Source organism: Natrinema sp. LJW11, from assembly GCF_056135975.1.
Genome location: NZ_JBWBDM010000003.1, coordinates 1 through 14000, shown reverse-complemented (window position 1 = coordinate 14000; position 14000 = coordinate 1). Strand labels below are relative to the sequence as shown.

Annotated in this window: 16 protein-coding genes and 2 pseudogenes; 10 read left to right on the top strand and 8 right to left on the bottom strand. The window is 63.6% G+C overall.

What is annotated here, in order from left to right; genetic code table 11:
- Positions 1-19: 19 nt before the first annotated feature.
- Positions 20-1096, bottom strand: a complete 1077-nt coding sequence (locus AC0QDI_RS09015) for an ATP-binding protein (protein WP_474667366.1) — start codon at positions 1094-1096, stop codon at positions 20-22.
- Positions 1097-1170: 74 nt separating this feature from the next.
- Here AC0QDI_RS09015 and AC0QDI_RS09010 point away from each other — a divergent pair, with 74 nt between their 5' ends.
- Genes AC0QDI_RS09010 through AC0QDI_RS09000 form a run of 3 tightly spaced genes read left to right on the top strand, consistent with a single transcriptional unit; the run spans position 1171 to position 4266 of the window.
- Complete coding sequence (locus tag AC0QDI_RS09010) at positions 1171-1686, top strand: DUF7382 domain-containing protein (protein ID WP_474667364.1); 516 nt, start codon at positions 1171-1173, stop codon at positions 1684-1686.
- A gap of 34 nt (positions 1687-1720) precedes the next feature.
- The gene (locus AC0QDI_RS09005; RefSeq protein ID WP_474667362.1) at positions 1721-3109 is read left to right on the top strand and encodes a DUF8167 domain-containing protein; all 1389 of its coding nucleotides are present in this window, start codon (positions 1721-1723) and stop codon (positions 3107-3109) included.
- Positions 3106-4266 carry a TrkA C-terminal domain-containing protein gene (locus AC0QDI_RS09000; protein ID WP_474667360.1) on the top strand — a complete coding sequence of 387 codons (1161 nt, stop codon included), beginning with the start codon at positions 3106-3108 and terminating at the stop codon, positions 4264-4266. Before AC0QDI_RS09005 ends, AC0QDI_RS09000 begins: the two co-directional genes overlap by 4 nt.
- 42 nt (positions 4267-4308) lie before the next feature.
- On the opposite strand, the gene AC0QDI_RS08995 is transcribed toward AC0QDI_RS09000, so the two are convergent.
- Entirely contained in the window at positions 4309-6543 is a 2235-nt protein-coding gene (locus tag AC0QDI_RS08995; protein WP_474667358.1) for an AAA family ATPase, read from the bottom strand.
- Positions 6544-6636: 93 nt separating this feature from the next.
- Entirely contained in the window at positions 6637-7272 is a 636-nt protein-coding gene (locus AC0QDI_RS08990) for a helix-turn-helix domain-containing protein (protein ID WP_474667356.1), read from the bottom strand.
- Between the two features lie 87 nt (positions 7273-7359).
- Between AC0QDI_RS08990 and AC0QDI_RS08985 the strand changes: the two genes are divergently transcribed.
- Positions 7360-8259, top strand: coding sequence for a ribonucleotide-diphosphate reductase subunit beta (locus AC0QDI_RS08985; RefSeq protein ID WP_474667354.1), 900 nt, complete (start codon positions 7360-7362; stop codon positions 8257-8259).
- A gap of 90 nt (positions 8260-8349) precedes the next feature.
- On the top strand, positions 8350-8484 hold the full coding sequence (locus AC0QDI_RS08980; protein ID WP_474667352.1) for a DUF7128 family protein: 135 nt from the start codon (positions 8350-8352) through the stop codon (positions 8482-8484).
- A 21-nt stretch (positions 8485-8505) separates the two neighbouring features.
- Here the strand turns inward: AC0QDI_RS08980 and AC0QDI_RS08975 are convergent, their stop codons facing one another.
- Entirely contained in the window at positions 8506-8751 is a 246-nt protein-coding gene (locus AC0QDI_RS08975; protein ID WP_474667350.1) for a DUF7508 domain-containing protein, read from the bottom strand.
- Positions 8751-9209 (bottom strand): DUF5796 family protein, encoded by a 459-nt coding sequence (locus tag AC0QDI_RS08970; protein WP_474667348.1) that lies wholly within the window; start codon positions 9207-9209, stop codon positions 8751-8753. Before AC0QDI_RS08970 ends, AC0QDI_RS08975 begins: the two co-directional genes overlap by 1 nt.
- Before the next feature lie 200 nt (positions 9210-9409).
- Here AC0QDI_RS08970 and AC0QDI_RS08965 point away from each other — a divergent pair.
- Positions 9410-9580, top strand: a pseudogene (locus AC0QDI_RS08965) (shikimate kinase); the annotation flags it as partial.
- A gap of 80 nt (positions 9581-9660) precedes the next feature.
- Positions 9661-9996 carry a chorismate mutase gene (locus AC0QDI_RS08960; protein ID WP_474667346.1) on the top strand — a complete coding sequence of 112 codons (336 nt, stop codon included), beginning with the start codon at positions 9661-9663 and terminating at the stop codon, positions 9994-9996.
- Positions 9997-10012: 16 nt separating this feature from the next.
- Here the strand turns inward: AC0QDI_RS08960 and AC0QDI_RS08955 are convergent, their stop codons facing one another.
- Both AC0QDI_RS08955 and AC0QDI_RS08950 read right to left on the bottom strand, forming a co-directional pair.
- Positions 10013-10405, bottom strand: coding sequence for a PIN domain-containing protein (locus AC0QDI_RS08955; RefSeq protein ID WP_474667344.1), 393 nt, complete (start codon positions 10403-10405; stop codon positions 10013-10015).
- Positions 10402-10662: an antitoxin VapB family protein gene (locus AC0QDI_RS08950; RefSeq protein ID WP_474667342.1), complete on the bottom strand. Its 261-nt coding sequence runs from the start codon at positions 10660-10662 to the stop codon at positions 10402-10404. The genes AC0QDI_RS08955 and AC0QDI_RS08950 overlap by 4 nt, the downstream gene beginning before the upstream one ends.
- Before the next feature lie 417 nt (positions 10663-11079).
- Between AC0QDI_RS08950 and AC0QDI_RS08945 the strand changes: the two genes are divergently transcribed.
- Entirely contained in the window at positions 11080-11310 is a 231-nt protein-coding gene (locus tag AC0QDI_RS08945) for a hypothetical protein (RefSeq protein ID WP_474667340.1), read from the top strand.
- A 9-nt stretch (positions 11311-11319) separates the two neighbouring features.
- Positions 11320-11734: pseudogene (locus AC0QDI_RS08940) on the top strand (PIN domain-containing protein).
- A 235-nt stretch (positions 11735-11969) separates the two neighbouring features.
- On the opposite strand, the gene AC0QDI_RS08935 reads toward AC0QDI_RS08940, so the two are convergent.
- Complete coding sequence (locus AC0QDI_RS08935; protein WP_474667338.1) at positions 11970-12650, bottom strand: carbonic anhydrase; 681 nt, start codon at positions 12648-12650, stop codon at positions 11970-11972.
- A gap of 487 nt (positions 12651-13137) precedes the next feature.
- Here AC0QDI_RS08935 and AC0QDI_RS08930 point away from each other — a divergent pair.
- On the top strand, positions 13138-14000 hold an 863-nt coding region (locus AC0QDI_RS08930; RefSeq protein ID WP_474667336.1), incomplete at its 3' end, for a surface glycoprotein.

The following is a 14000-nucleotide window of genomic DNA, read 5'->3' as shown; positions in this document are numbered from 1 at the left end:
TCGTATTCGAGGACCAGTGCTACTCGATTCGCGTGACTCCGTCGGTTATCACGTCGCTCGCAGTCGGACTCGTTCCCCCGTGGGGGGTGTCTCGAGAACGAACTCGCGCAGCGTGAACCGTCTCCGTCGCGTCGTCGATGACGACGACCTCCCCGGGCGCGTCCGGTAACCGCTCCGCATCGGCCAGCGAGTCGCTCACGTACGTCGGTTGTGCGTGCTCGAGCGCCGACAGATCGTCTCGGGCGGTCAGCCGGTGTGCACAGAGGATATCCGACTGAGAGATGCCGACCTCGGGGACGGCGCTCGGTCGCTGGGTCGCGGCGACCAGACTGACGCCGGGCGCACGGCCGCGCGTGAGGATCGTCTCGAGAGCGGGCTCGGCCACGCCGTCGAAGAACGCGTGGGCCTCGTCGAGCAAGAGCCAGGGGAGCCGATCGATCGATTCGCGGACCCGCGCTCGGTACAGCGCCTCCGCGACGCCGCGGCAGACGGCGTTCATCGGTGCGGCCGCGAGCCCCGAGACGTCGACGACCGATATCTCCGGTCCGCCGAGGGCGGTCGCATCGAGTCCCTCGGGGTCGAAGACGCCCCACGAGTCGGCGAGGCGCAAGTGGTTGGTCGCGGCGCGCACTGCAACCCTCGAGGCGTCGGCGGACGCGACGTGCGCCCGCATGTCCTCGATCGTCGACTCGTCTTGGGCGGCCCGCCAGAGCAGGCTGCCAGCGCCGCGTTCCGGCGAGAGGCCGAGCAGTTCACACCACGATCTGGGATCGAGGGAGGCGGCCGTGACGGTCGGCTCGTCGACGACGCTGGCCGGCACCGCCTCGCCGTCGACCGGTTCCGCCAGCGTGTCGAACGCGCCCATCGGATCGACGAGAACGGGCGCGACGCCGCGTGACCGCGCCAGGTTTTCCGCGATGACGCCCATCGTGTAGGACTTTCCGTAGCCGCGCTTGCCGACGAGCAACATCGCATGCGGTCCGTCGAGATCGAGGTGGAGGGGTGCGCCGTCGCTGCCGTCGAGCGCGCGGTAGGAGCCGAGGCGACCGACGGGGCCAGCCTCGCGATCGCCGTCGCGACCCAGTACGAAACTCACGGGAGGAACTGCCGCGGCATCGTATTTGAACCCTCGAGCCACCGTTTAAGTGCGATGCCGCGGCCAAGCGAGGCGTGACTTCGAAACGGACCGACTCGGATTCGACGGATGGGACGAACCGACCGCGCTCGTCGTTCGCTCGAGACGATCGCGCGATCGAGGGGCTCCCGATTCGGCTGGTGATCGCGCTGGTCGTCGGCGTCGCGGCACTGGCGATCATGCTCAACATGCTCGGCGGAATCGGCAGCGTGGGCGATACGGAGGTGACCGTGAAAATCGCCGACGACGATCAGGTGATCGACGCGGATGCGACCGGAAACGATGCGAAAGTGGACGTCTACGCGATGGACGAAAACGGGAACAACGTCTCGGACGCGACCATCGTCGCGACCGCCGACTCCGCACAGCTCGACGGCGTGCTCGACAAATCGACCGGCGGCGATAACCACGCGGAGTTAGATTTCGACGGCTCACAGAGCCTTCGAGCGGATCAGGACATGGGAACGATCCAGCTCGAGGTGATCCCGCCGTCCGACAGTAACTACATCGACGAACAGCCGAACCCGAGCATCCGGGTCGTCTCTCGATAGCGATGATCGAGGCGAACGCTGACCGAGACGACCGATGATCGAAACGACGACCGAGCTCATCATCGGTATCGCGTTCGGGCTGGTCGTCGGGATCGGCCCCGCGATCGCCGTCGGATCCATCGGTGCCGTCTTCAGCGACCGCGGCTCGAGGCTGCCGTTGCCAGCGAGCGTCGCGCTCGGCGTGGCACTCGCCGCTCTCAACGGCTATTTCGTCGGCGTGCTCGAGTTCGAGCCACGCGTCGTTCGAACGCAGCTTCCCCGCCTCGCGACCGGAACGCTCGTCGTCGCCATCCTGGCGGTGTACGCGACCAGTCAGGGCGAGCGCGTCGCGTCGGAACTCCCGTTCGGAGCGGGGCGACCGACTCAGCGGAACCGATCGCTCGCCGCCGCGGCTATCGACTCGGTCGACGCGATGGGACAGGTAACGATCCGCACGACCGGTCGAATTGGTGAGATCGACGGCTATCCGTCGCTGTCGCCCGACGTTCGGCGGGTACTCGAGGCGGACGCGTGGCGATTCCCCGCGGATCTCCCGTTGTCCGCGCTCGAGACGCGGCTCGAGGCGCGACTCCGAACCGAGTACGAACTGGCCGCCGTCGACGCGTCGATCGACGGGCGCGGTCGGGCCACCGTCGCCGCCGCACCGGAATCCGGCGATATCGCGACGGCAGTGCCCGACGGTTGGCGCGCCGTTGCGATTTCGGCGCTCCTCCCGACCGGACTGCGACCGGGTGACGACGTCGCCGTCTACGTTCGAGGTGAGTCGGTGACGGCGACCGTTCTGAGCGCCAGTCGACGCGATGAGTCCGGGCACGTACGAGCCGGCGCTTCGCTCTCGGACGCTCCCCCGATATCGGGGTCTGCCACCGATTCCAGAGTCCGGTTCGGCGAGGGAGATCCAATCGAGAACGGGTGTCGTCCACCCGTCGGGGCGACGAACGCGATCTCGCGCCCGACCGCCGAAACCGTCGGTGGCGAGGGTCGCGTTACCGTCGCCGTTCCGTCCGCTGACGCCGACCCGCTACTCACTGCTGATCGCGCCCGAATCGCCGTCCCCGCTAGCGGACCGGACGCCGACCGTCAGGCCCTGTTCCGGCTCGAGCGAGCGGACTACTCGGTTCGGCGCGTGTCGTTCGGTGCGGTGAGGGAATCCGTCGATACGGGTGGCGAAGCGACTGACAATACGATCCGCGTCCTCGCGGCGAGCCGCCCCAACGCCGGCGTCGACGCCACGGGGCCGACGAGCGTCGATCCGGTCGCCGACCGGGAGACGTGGTGTCTCGATCCCGACGTGGCGACGCTCGACGACCGGGACGACGTGTTCGTCGTCGGGGACCGAATCGCGTTACAGCGGCGGATCGACGGTGATCGCGAACCGACGCCGCGTTCATCCGTGATCCCGGCCTCGGAGGGTGACTCGTGACCGGAGTCATCGTCTTGCAGACGGCCGTCACCGAGTGGACCGAGACGGCACTGCTCAATATACTCGGGTTCGCGCTGATTGCCGGCATCGTCGCGACCGCAGTTTCGTTCGGGTATCGGGCCGCGAGTACGCGAGCGGCTCCGGTCGGCGTCGGCGCGTTCGCCGGACTCGCCGTCGTCGCGGGGTGGCTGAACGCCGCCGGTCTCGAGCGGGCGACGATCATCGACGAAACGGCGCTCGTCCACCACGCGACCGCGACGTACGTCCTCGGCGCGGTCGTCGTCAGTGCGGTCGCCGCCGAGATCGGCCGGCGAATCGGTGACGGGATCGCGCGTGACGTCTTCGATATCGACCGGCTGGCGGCCACCGGCGAGATCGCCTCGCTCGTCCGATCGGCGCGGCGCTCGATAGCGGTCCAGTTACCGGAACGGATAGACGATGCAGCGGGCTATCCGCCGATCGACTCGTCGGTTAAACGCGACCTCGCCGGCAGAACGGTGTCGCTCCCACAGATCAGCGACGAATCGACACTTCGCTCTCGGCTCGCGACCCGCCTCGAGCGCGATTACGGTCTCGGTCACGCGTCGATCACGATGGGAGCCGACGGGACGATCGAGCGACTCGCGGTCGGCGGCACTCGCTCTCGAATCGGGGCAAGCCTGCCGACGGGAACCGTCGCGATGCCGATCCGCACCGATCCGCCACCGGCCGCGAGCGTCGGCGATCCGATCGAGGTCTGGGCGACCGAGGGGGACTCGAGCCGACTCGCGGCGACCGGAACGGTACGCGCCACTGCTGGGGATCTGGCGACGATCGCCGTGGACGCCGACGCTGCCGATCGGCTCGCGTTCGATCCCGGCTCGAGCTATCGACTGACGACGCGATCGGCACCGCCGAACGACGGCGACGCGCTGTGTTCCGCGCTCCGAGCCGCCGACGAGACGGTGCGATCCGTTACCGTCGAAGACGGCGGTACCCTCGACAACGTGTTCGTCGGCTGGCTTTCGGGGACCGTTCTCGTCGTCGTCCGCGACGACGAGGTGATTCCGTTCCCGGCCGACAACGAGACGCTACGGGACGGCGACGAGCTCTCCGTGCTCGGGACGGCCGGTGAACTGGCCTCCCTTCCGCCGAACGAAGCGAGTAGAACGCACTGACAGTCCGGCCGTGAGTAGCGGCCCGATAGCGTTCGATTCGGGTCACGTTCGGTCGGTAGACTCCCGCGCGGCCTCGAAGTGTCGTCGTTCGATTCGGACCTCGTCGGCCCGCTCGTTGGCCGCTTCGGGGTCTGACTCCGCGGCCACCTCTCGAATCGCCCGCATCGAGGCGTCTCTGACCAGCGCCTCGAGATCCGCGCCGGTGTCTCCCTCGAGTTCGGCCGCGAGTTCGACGATATCGACGTCGGCGCCGAGGGGTTTCCCCTGCGTGTGAACCTCGAGGATCTTCTCGCGGGCGTCCAGATCGGGCTCGCCGACGAAGACGTGGGTGTCGAGCCGACCGGGCCGGAGCAGCGCCGGATCGATCTGGTCCTTGCGGTTGGTCGCGGCCAGGACGACGAGATTGGGGTTCTCGCGCATCCCGTCGAGTTCGGTCAGGAGCTGCGAGACGACGCGTTCGGTGACCTCGTGGCCGTCGCCTCGAGCGGCCGCGATGGCGTCGAGTTCGTCGAAGAAGACGATCGACGGGGCGGACTGGCGGGCGCGTTCGAACACCTCGCGGATCGCTTTCTCAGACTCGCCGACGTAGCGATCGATGATCTCGGGGCCGTCGACCCGGACGAAGTTGACGTCGGTTTCGCCCGCCAGTGCGCGCGCGAGCAGCGTCTTCCCGGTGCCGGGCGGACCGTACAGCAGAACGCCGGAGGGCGGATCGGTGTTGGTCTCCTCGAACAGTCGGTCGTAGGTCAGCGGCCACTCGACCGACTCCCGGAGCGTTTGCTTCGCCTCGTCGAGGCCGCCGACGTCCGAGAAGTCGGTCGTCGGTGACTCGGCGACGTACTCGCGCATCGCCGACGGTTCGACAGCGGCGAGCGCGGCGTCGAAGTGGCGCTTTCGGACGGTCGGATCTCGGTTCCACTCGCGGCGCTCGTCGGTCTCGGTCGGCCGATCGCGGATGGCTGCCATCGCCGCTTCGCTCGCCACGGCGTCGAGATCCGCGCCGACGAAGCCGTGGGTCCGGCGTGCGATCGCGTCGATATCCACGTCGTCGGCCAGGGGCATCCCGCGGGTGTGGACCTCGAGGATTTCTCGGCGACCCGTCTCGTCGGGGACGCCGATCTGAATCTCACGGTCGAAGCGGCCGCCGCGTCGGAGCGCCGGATCGATCGCGTCGACGCGGTTGGTCGCGCCGATGACGATCACCTCGCCGCGGCCGTCGAGGCCGTCCATCAGCGTCAGTAGCTGGCCGACGATCCGGTTTTCGGCGTCCCCGTCGTCGTCGCGCGTCCCGGCGATCGAATCGATCTCGTCGAAGAAGATGATCGTGGGTGCTTCCTCGCGCGCTTTCTCGAACGTCTCCCGGAGCTGTTCTTCCGACTCCCCTTTGTACTTCGACATGATCTCGGGCCCCGAGATCGTCTCGAACGCGGCGTCGACCTCGTTGGCGACGGCGCGTGCGATCAGCGTCTTCCCGGTGCCCGGCGGGCCGTACAGCAAGACGCCGGACGGCGGTTCGACGCCGAGGCGTCTGAACAGTTCCGGCTCCGACAGCGGGAGCTCGATCATCTCGCGGACCTGCTCGAGCTCCTCGTCCAGGCCGCCGATGTCCTCGTAGGTGACGCCGGAGCCCGCCTCGAGTTCGGCCGTTTCGGCCTCGAGACTGTGGTCGGTCCCGGCCGTCGCTCCGGCGGAGCCGTCCGACTGTCGGCCGCGGTCGGTGGATCCCGTCGTGCTCGAATTCGGAGCGGCGTCCGGTCCCGACTCGAGATCGGCGAGCCGAACCGTCGTCGCGCTCGTGATTCGAACGTCACCGTCTGGATCCGTGTCGGTGACCCGGAACGGCTGCTGATCGATTCCCTCGATCCGGACCTGTTCCCCGGCACGGACCGGTCGATTGCGGAGTTTCTCCGCCGCGCCGTTCTCGGCGGCCCGTCGCTGACTCTCGGCGAGTCCCGGCGGCGCGACGAGCGTCACCCGATCGGCGTCGGCGATGGTCGACTTGTCTTTCGCCCGGACGGTGACCGTGTCACCGACGTGAACGCCGGCGTTCGCGCGGGTATCGCCGTCGATCTGGATGGCGTCGTCGGGGACCGACGGATCCGCGGGCCACATCTTGGCAACCGTCGACTCGTCGCCGTCGATCACGACGGCGTCGCCGCTGAGAATGCCGAGCTGTCGCCGCACCGGTTCGGGAATTCGCGCGACGCCCCGGCCGGCGTCTCCCTTTTCGGCAGCGCGAACCGACAGCGTGACGCCGTCCGATTCCGACGAACTCATACTCGTTCCTTTCGGGCCGGTCGCCTTGAGAATTGTCCCATCGGACGCCGCTGCATACGCGCGGAATGAGGTGATGTCATCGGTGGTTCGCGGCTACAGCGCGTTTTCCAGCAACCGGTCGATTCCGCGACGGAGCCGCTCGGAGGCCGACGGTGCCGAAATCCCCAGTCGATCGCCGATCTCCTCCGTCGACGCCTCTCGCGGGACGTCGAAATAGCCCGCATCGCGGGCCGCGACGAGGGCCTCGTACTGTTCGGCGGTGAGTCCGAACGGCGGATCGTCGCTCGACGATTCTCGAGTGAGCCGCTCGAGTTTGAACGTGCCGCCCCGGTCGGTAACGAACGACCGATACTCCGCGAGCGCCTCTCGGTCGGGAAACCGGGCCCGCCCCCACCAGCCGTCCACGGTCACGATTCCACCCAACGGCGTCGTTCCGAGTTCGACGAACTTCCGGTAGATCGGTAGCGGCGGGTCGCGCAATCTGATTCGGTACGTCGACCCGCCGTCCGCACCGTCGATCGGTGTCTGCGTCTCGACGGTCGGGTCGTCCTCGAGCGCGGCCCCGAACTCGCGGTCGGCGTCGCCGACCGCCCGGCAGAGCACGACCGGTCGATCGGGGTCGTCGACTAGAATGCGATCGATGTAGACCGTGATCTCCGGGACGGCCGCCACCGCATCCGTCAGCGGCAGGTCGGGGGATTTGAGCTGATACTCGACGATGAGTCCCATACGTCCCCTTCGACCCCCGTTCTATTTAAACACCCTAACTGATGAGATACAAGCCCATCGGTCGCCAGTGCATCTGTTCGAGTGAGAATGGCCACTAACGAGCCGGCGATGCAACTCGAGACGGGAACCCGATCGCACAACTACTACCGAAACGCGGTCGAGAAACACTGGGACCCCCACGATATCGACCTCGCGGCGGACGTGGAGGGAGTGGCCGAGCTCCCCGAGCCGGCCTTTACGGGGCTCAAGCAGTCGCTCGCGCTGTTCGGCGCGGGAGAGGAATCGGTGACGGAGGATCTCGGGCCGCTGGCGGTCGTCCTGGAGGATATCAACGACCAGATGTTCATCACGACGCAGCTCTACGAGGAGTCCAAACACACCGACTTCTTCGATCGCTACTGGCGCGAAGTGATTCACACCGAAGAGGAACGCCGCGGACAGGAGCTCTCGTCGCCGACCGACGAGAAGTGGTTCAACGAGCCCTACGACGAACTGTTCGAACGCAACGAGCGGGCGATGGCGCTCCTCCTCGAGGAGGACACGCCGGAAAATCGCGCGAAGGCTCACTGCCACTACCACCTGACGATCGAGGGAATACTGGCCCAGACCGGCTACTACGGACTCACCCTCGCGTACGGCGAGAACGAACCCGAACTCCCCGATCTGCCGGGACTGGTCGAGGGACTCAAACTGGTTCGCAGCGACGAGGGACGCCACGTGGGCTTCGGGATGGCGAAACTCAAGGAGCTCGTGAGCGAGGGGGACGTCGATCCCGACCTCCTCCGCGAGACGGTCGACGAACTGGTGCCGCTCGTCCAGGAGAGCCTGACGAGCGACGACGGGGCCAGCTCCGAGGGAGGTCCCGGCCCGAGCCCCTCCGACCTCGCCGACTACGCGTACACGAAACACGAACAGCGAATGCGCCAGATCACCACCGCGAGCGAGCAGATCCCGGACGTCGAGGAACTGACCGAACTCGACGCCTGACGACGGCGGTTCGGGAGGGGGCTGCCACCGTTCGGTCTCGCTGCAATCACCGGAGAAACGCCTTTTGCCGTTCGTGGTCCATCGTCTAGCATGGTAGTCCAGACCGAACGCGACGACACTACCTGGTACGAGTGCGAGACCTGCGGACTCCTCTTCGACGACAAGTCGGACGCGACGGAACACGAGTCGCGATGTGAGGACAGCGACCCGTCCTACATCCAGTGATCCGGTTGCGATCTGACTCGTTCACTCGAGGCGTTCGCGGTGCTCGTCGGCGAGTTCGCGGGCCTGCTCGAGCGTATGGGTTTCGGTCCACCGGACGCGCTCGCCGTCGCCGTAGGCCAGCACGCTCTTGAGTTCGTCCCGGAGGACGCCGTGGTCGACCGCGAGCACCGTTCCCGAGTCGTCGCCGAGTTCGTAGACGCCGGGCCGGTCCGGCGCGGCGGCGACCGTCTCCCGCTCGAGGTCGCGCCAGGATTTCTGCAGCGGCATCAGTCCTCGTCGCCCCCGTCGGCGTCGTTTCCGTCCCCCTCGACGAGTTCGTAGGCGTGTTCGCTCATCTCGTCCTCGGCGAAGACGAAGACGCGACCGTCGACGACCGAGAGGTCGGCTTCGACGCGCACCGAGTAGGCCTCCGTCGCGACGGTGACGCCCGGGAACAGTGCCTCCTCGTCGTCGCGCTCGAGCATCACGCGGCCGACGCCGGTCGTCTCGAGGATGTCGTCGTGCGTGTTGCGGTCGTTGACGTACGTCATGACGCCCTCGACTCCGTCGGGGTCGGTGACGAGAACGTGGACCTCCTTCCCCGGCGGCGTCGTCAGCGATCCGTCGACGGGTTTCGGCGGGCCGTGGTAGAACACCTCTCGACCGTCGTGGTACTCGACGACGACGCCACCGTCGACGAGATCGACGCCGATCGTACTGGGGGCGACGTTGTTCCGTGCGCTCATATTCTCGAGTTTCGGCCGGATCGGGGAAAAAGAGTGCGCTCTCTCGTCCGTCCGATCGGATCACGCTCGTCTTCTCGACAGCGAGACGCTCGGCTTTCTCGACGCGGTATAGTCCCGGCGACGCCCTCGAGACGGCGAGCGTCGGCTTTCGCCTCCAACGGATCGTCAGCCGTAAGTACACCTGCTGAGACTGTGCAGGTATGGACGGCCGCGCCGTCGCTCCGGCAGCCGGAACGGTGCTCAACGCGCTCGCGACGGGAACCAGCTCGGCGTTCGCCATCGACCTCGAGACGACGGCGACCGTCGAACTCGCCAGTGACAGCGACATCGTCGGGACGGTCGACGGGCGACCCGAAGGCGACAGGACGCTCGAGGCGCTCCGAGAGGAGTGGGCCGAGCGGGACGGAACGACACGATTACTGCGGACGCGAACGGACGGAATACGAACGACATGACTCGAGAGCACACTGACACGGTGACGGACGGCGGAATCGACGAGGAGGACCGCACGCCAGAAGAGATGGACCTCGACGAACTGCGCGAGGAGATCCAGATGATCGATCAGGAGATCGTCGAACTGATCGCTCAGCGAACCTACGTCGCGGACACGATCGCTGCGGTCAAGGACGAACAGGGATTACCGACGACCGACGAGAAACAGGAACAGCAGGTCATGGAGCGGGCGGGTGACAACGCCGAGCAGTTCGACGTCGATGCGAACCTGGTGAAGGCTATCTTCCGGCTACTGATCGAACTGAACAAGGTCGAACAGCGGGAGAGTCGGTAGCACTTCACTCGAGGATTTAGTAAGACCGTACTTCGAGGCCGTCGATACGTCCGAAGTGCTTCGTGTTTCTCGTGATGACCGGTTCGTCGGTGAGAAGCGCAGTCGCAGCGATAATGCAGTCTTCTCGGTCAATCCGTTCGCCGTCATTAATTAGCTCACCGGAGAGTTTTCCGGCTTTTCGCATCACGGTATGGTCGGCACTCACGACGTGCTTTGTTTCCAGTATCTCGAGAATTCGCTCTCGCTTCGACTCCGGTGTTTGAGACCGAGCAACGCCCTCGTAGAGTTCCAAAACCGTCACCGAGGACATTTTTTGTGGTCGCGCTTCTTTTTCGACGATATCGAGCAGTCGTTTTGCGTTTTCGTCGCCCCGAAGTAAGTCGATAATGAACGATGTGTCCTGAATCATTCCCTCGTCTCGTCGTCTACGGCTTCGTTTAACGCTGCTGTGAGGCGATCACTCCGTTCTCTGGACTTCGTTCGTCCTTCCTCGATAGCGGCCTCAAGGTCTGCCGCCTCGTCCTCGGAGAGAATTCCTGTGACCTCGTTCCACGACCGTTCTCCTGCAAGGCGCTTGACGGTTTCACTGAAGCTTTCTCCCTCCTTTTTTCGGGCTTTCAGCCGCTCATAGGCTTCCTCGTCGAGTGAAATCGTTTTCGTCGCCATCGTAGTACACAGTACTACATGCACACTTAAAAATGCTAGCGGGAAGCCTATTCGATCGGTGGAAAGATGGGTTCACGTACCGAGAAACCGGAAAGTACACGAAACAGTGTCACGTGAGTTATAGACCTGAACAAGGTGGAGCAACGGGAGAGTCGGTAACCCTCAAAAATCACATCTTAGGCACTCTATCTCCCAAGTAGTAATTTAAAATTCATCCCTGAGCGACCGTTCGCGTTCAGTCGGAGCCGGTGAGCAGCCGGAAGACCGGATATTTGTCCGCGTCAAATACGTTCCAACACCACCACACGAGTACCGCGCTCAGTCTCGATAAAAAGAATATCACGAAGGTAGCGGTCAGCTCTTGCTGCTGTGTTCCCACCCAAAGGCACAATATTCTGTGTCTGCATAGTCTTCTGTATGCCCAGTATCACCGTCAATGTCGACGACGACCTCAAAGACAGAATGGAGCAACATCCGGAGATCAACTGGAGCGAGGTCACCCGCCAGGCTATCCAAGAAAAGATCGAGACGCTCGACGTGATGGCCGAACTCACGTCCGGAAGCCAACTCACAGAGAGCGACGTCGCGGAAATAGCCGACAAGATCAACGAGAGCGCACGCGACCGCGTCGAAGAAGAGTCGGAGTAGTCCCAACGAATGAGGCTGGTTATCGACGCCAATGTCGTCATCTCTGCGCTCATCGCCGACTCAAAAACCCGCGAACTCATCGTCACGCTCGAACCGGATCTCGTGACACCCGAGTTCGTCCACGACGAACTCGAGAACTATACGGGTTGATCGTCGAGAAGTCAGGGATGACTCCGGATCGAGTCGCACAGTCTATTGATCTCCTCTTCCAGTAATCGAAGCCGTTCCCGCCAGCGAGTTCTATCCGTATATCGAGCAGGCCGATGCGGCGATCGGCAACACCGACCCGGACGACATGTTGTACGTCGCGTGTGCTCTCGCCAGCGACGCCGATATTTGGAGCGATGACTCCGATTTCGAGGAACAGGATGTCGTTGAGGCCTACACGACGAGCAACGTGATCAACTCGTTCGACACGCACTAGCCGTTCTAAACAGTGGCCTGTAGAATTCGGGAGCACTTTCTTTTATATGCGGAAGCAATAGGGAGCCTGTTACGCCCGTATTCGCTGTTCTGGGAGCGAGTCAAGTGCCGATTTCCACGAGATTCCGTCATGGATTTCAGCCACCTGAACAAGGATAAGAAACGGAGTCTCGTCGAGGTAATCCGTTTTCGTCGAGTTCGATTCGCATCGGCGACCGCACTGATAGGAGGCCGTCTCAGTAGTCCCAGCGGCGTTCGATCCGCGACTCGAGGTCCGGATACTCCTCCCGGAGCGCGTCGATGTCGGTTTCGCCGCCGACGTTGATGACGTGAACCTCGCCGCGATTACCGGAGTAGACGTCCTGAAAGTCGTAGACGACGCCGACGACGTCGACGGTCGCCGGGATGTCGTCGCTTTCCGTGAGGAACTCGACTTGTCGGTCGACGTTGTACTCGACGAGCCGATTGATGGCAGCCGTTCGGTCGACATCGTCGGGGAGGAGTTCGACGCCCGGCTCGAGGTGGGGCTTCAGAAGTTCGAGGCAGTGCGTGATTCCGTCGGGTTCGTCCACGCCGTCGGTCAGCTCGTCGTACGTCGCCGTCACGGCACCGCAGCCCGTGTGCCCCACGACGACGACGGTCTCCGTGCCGGTGTGTGCGACCGGATAGAGGACGTCGCCGGAGACGACCTCGCCCGCGTCCGTGCGTTGGACGACGCGGTTGCCGATGTTGCCACACGTGAAGATCCGTCCCGGTTCGTCGTTGCCCCACATGTGGTCCTGGAGGACCCTCGAGTCGGAACAACAGACGGTGACGACGTCCGGTTCCTGAGAGTCCTGGATGTCGTCGAACTGCGAGTTGTGCGTTTCGGCGTGCTCGGCGTTCGCCTCGAGCAACTCGATGAATTCGCGGTGCATGCGTAGACGAAGGGCGGTCCGGACTATAATTCCTAGTTTTCCTGTGATACTGGCGGGGTCTCCGATATCCTACTCGTGGTCACTGCTCGTGTCTCGCAGACCTGACAAACACGATCCCTTATATTGCACCGCACGCGAGTCGGCCCGCGCCCCAGCTGGGAGACGTGACTACCGGGGTAGTATCGAATTACCGTCTCGGTAGAGCGCATCGCTCGAGCGACTTTCACCGGAGATGAACTCTTTCGATCGGCCAAAGCGTTCTTATTATTTCGATACTGTCCCGTCGCCGTCGGGCGGTAATACCTCTTTTACACATGTCGACCTCGTAATATGTGAGACAGAAAGCTTATTACGGAGTTGTCTAAAGAACTGATTACCCCTACCCGGTGTGAGTCGACCAAACAGCCCGGTCCGACGGTGCTGGGGTAGACTCGCTCTCCAGGTGAATCGCGCGCTAACTAACGCAAACACGATAACAACATAATAAATGACAAGCGAAACAGACTATCGCAAAAAGGGACGTGCAGTCGTCCTGGCTGCGCTTATGGTCCTGTCTGTTGTTGCCATGACCGTTTCCTTTACCGGAGCGGCAGCGGCAGCAACAAATGACGAGGTAGACGCAGAACTTACCGTTGGCAGTATCGACGGAAATAACACCTGGATCGGACAGCAGGTAAAGATCAATAATGTCAACTCCCCTGCGGACCTGATGCAGGACGGTGACGTTGTTGAGAACCTTCGTGTCGATACAAACAATAATACTGCTGTATTAGACACGAGCGACCTTAGCGAAGGTCGGTACTACATTCAGCACGGTTCCAATAACACTGACACGGGAACCTTCTGGGTGAACGAGCACCAAATCAGCACTGAGTTCTCCAGTGCTTCTGTGGCCCAAGGAAACAACGCTACACTCACGTACGAAGACGTGAGCGATATTGCTCGTACGGACAGTAACGTCAACATCTCCGTGACTGGCGAATACGACGGTGAAGCGCTCACTGAGAGCGAAATCAGTGAGATCTTCACTACCGCTGGGAGCGGTGAAGAGACCGACGACGGCGCTGTTCTGCTCACCGAGCTTGACACGGATACAAACGCTACCTTCAGTAGCGACCAAAGCCTCGGTAACTACAGCTTCACGTTCGACGTGACTGACACGACGGCCGAGGACACTGCCAGTATCACCGTCCAACAGCCTGGAGATAAAAGTGTCAATTTCGCTGACACGACCTACCAAGGCGTCACCGGTGACGAGGTTGAGATCGATCTCGAACTCTCCTCGACCTCTAGTGCGTACCTCGAGCTCTCGCACGAGGGTACCGACGTCGGTAACATTACGCTCACAGG

Bases quoted from the DNA above. Each gene is read 5' to 3' on its own strand.
- AC0QDI_RS09005 (WP_474667362.1), top strand. From the start codon at position 1,721: ATGATCGAAACGACGACCGAGCTCATCATCGGTATCGCGTTCGGGCTG.
- AC0QDI_RS08995 (WP_474667358.1), bottom strand. From the start codon at position 6,543: ATGAGTTCGTCGGAATCGGACGGCGTCACGCTGTCGGTTCGCGCTGCC.
- AC0QDI_RS08990 (WP_474667356.1), bottom strand. From the start codon at position 7,272: ATGGGACTCATCGTCGAGTATCAGCTCAAATCCCCCGACCTGCCGCTG.
- AC0QDI_RS08985 (WP_474667354.1), top strand. From the start codon at position 7,360: ATGGCCACTAACGAGCCGGCGATGCAACTCGAGACGGGAACCCGATCG.
- AC0QDI_RS08980 (WP_474667352.1), top strand. From the start codon at position 8,350: ATGGTAGTCCAGACCGAACGCGACGACACTACCTGGTACGAGTGCGAG.
- AC0QDI_RS08975 (WP_474667350.1), bottom strand. From the start codon at position 8,751: ATGCCGCTGCAGAAATCCTGGCGCGACCTCGAGCGGGAGACGGTCGCC.
- AC0QDI_RS08970 (WP_474667348.1), bottom strand. From the start codon at position 9,209: ATGAGCGCACGGAACAACGTCGCCCCCAGTACGATCGGCGTCGATCTC.
- AC0QDI_RS08960 (WP_474667346.1), top strand. From the start codon at position 9,661: ATGACTCGAGAGCACACTGACACGGTGACGGACGGCGGAATCGACGAG.
- AC0QDI_RS08955 (WP_474667344.1), bottom strand. From the start codon at position 10,405: ATGATTCAGGACACATCGTTCATTATCGACTTACTTCGGGGCGACGAA.
- AC0QDI_RS08950 (WP_474667342.1), bottom strand. From the start codon at position 10,662: ATGGCGACGAAAACGATTTCACTCGACGAGGAAGCCTATGAGCGGCTG.
- AC0QDI_RS08945 (WP_474667340.1), top strand. From the start codon at position 11,080: ATGCCCAGTATCACCGTCAATGTCGACGACGACCTCAAAGACAGAATG.
- AC0QDI_RS08935 (WP_474667338.1), bottom strand. From the start codon at position 12,650: ATGCACCGCGAATTCATCGAGTTGCTCGAGGCGAACGCCGAGCACGCC.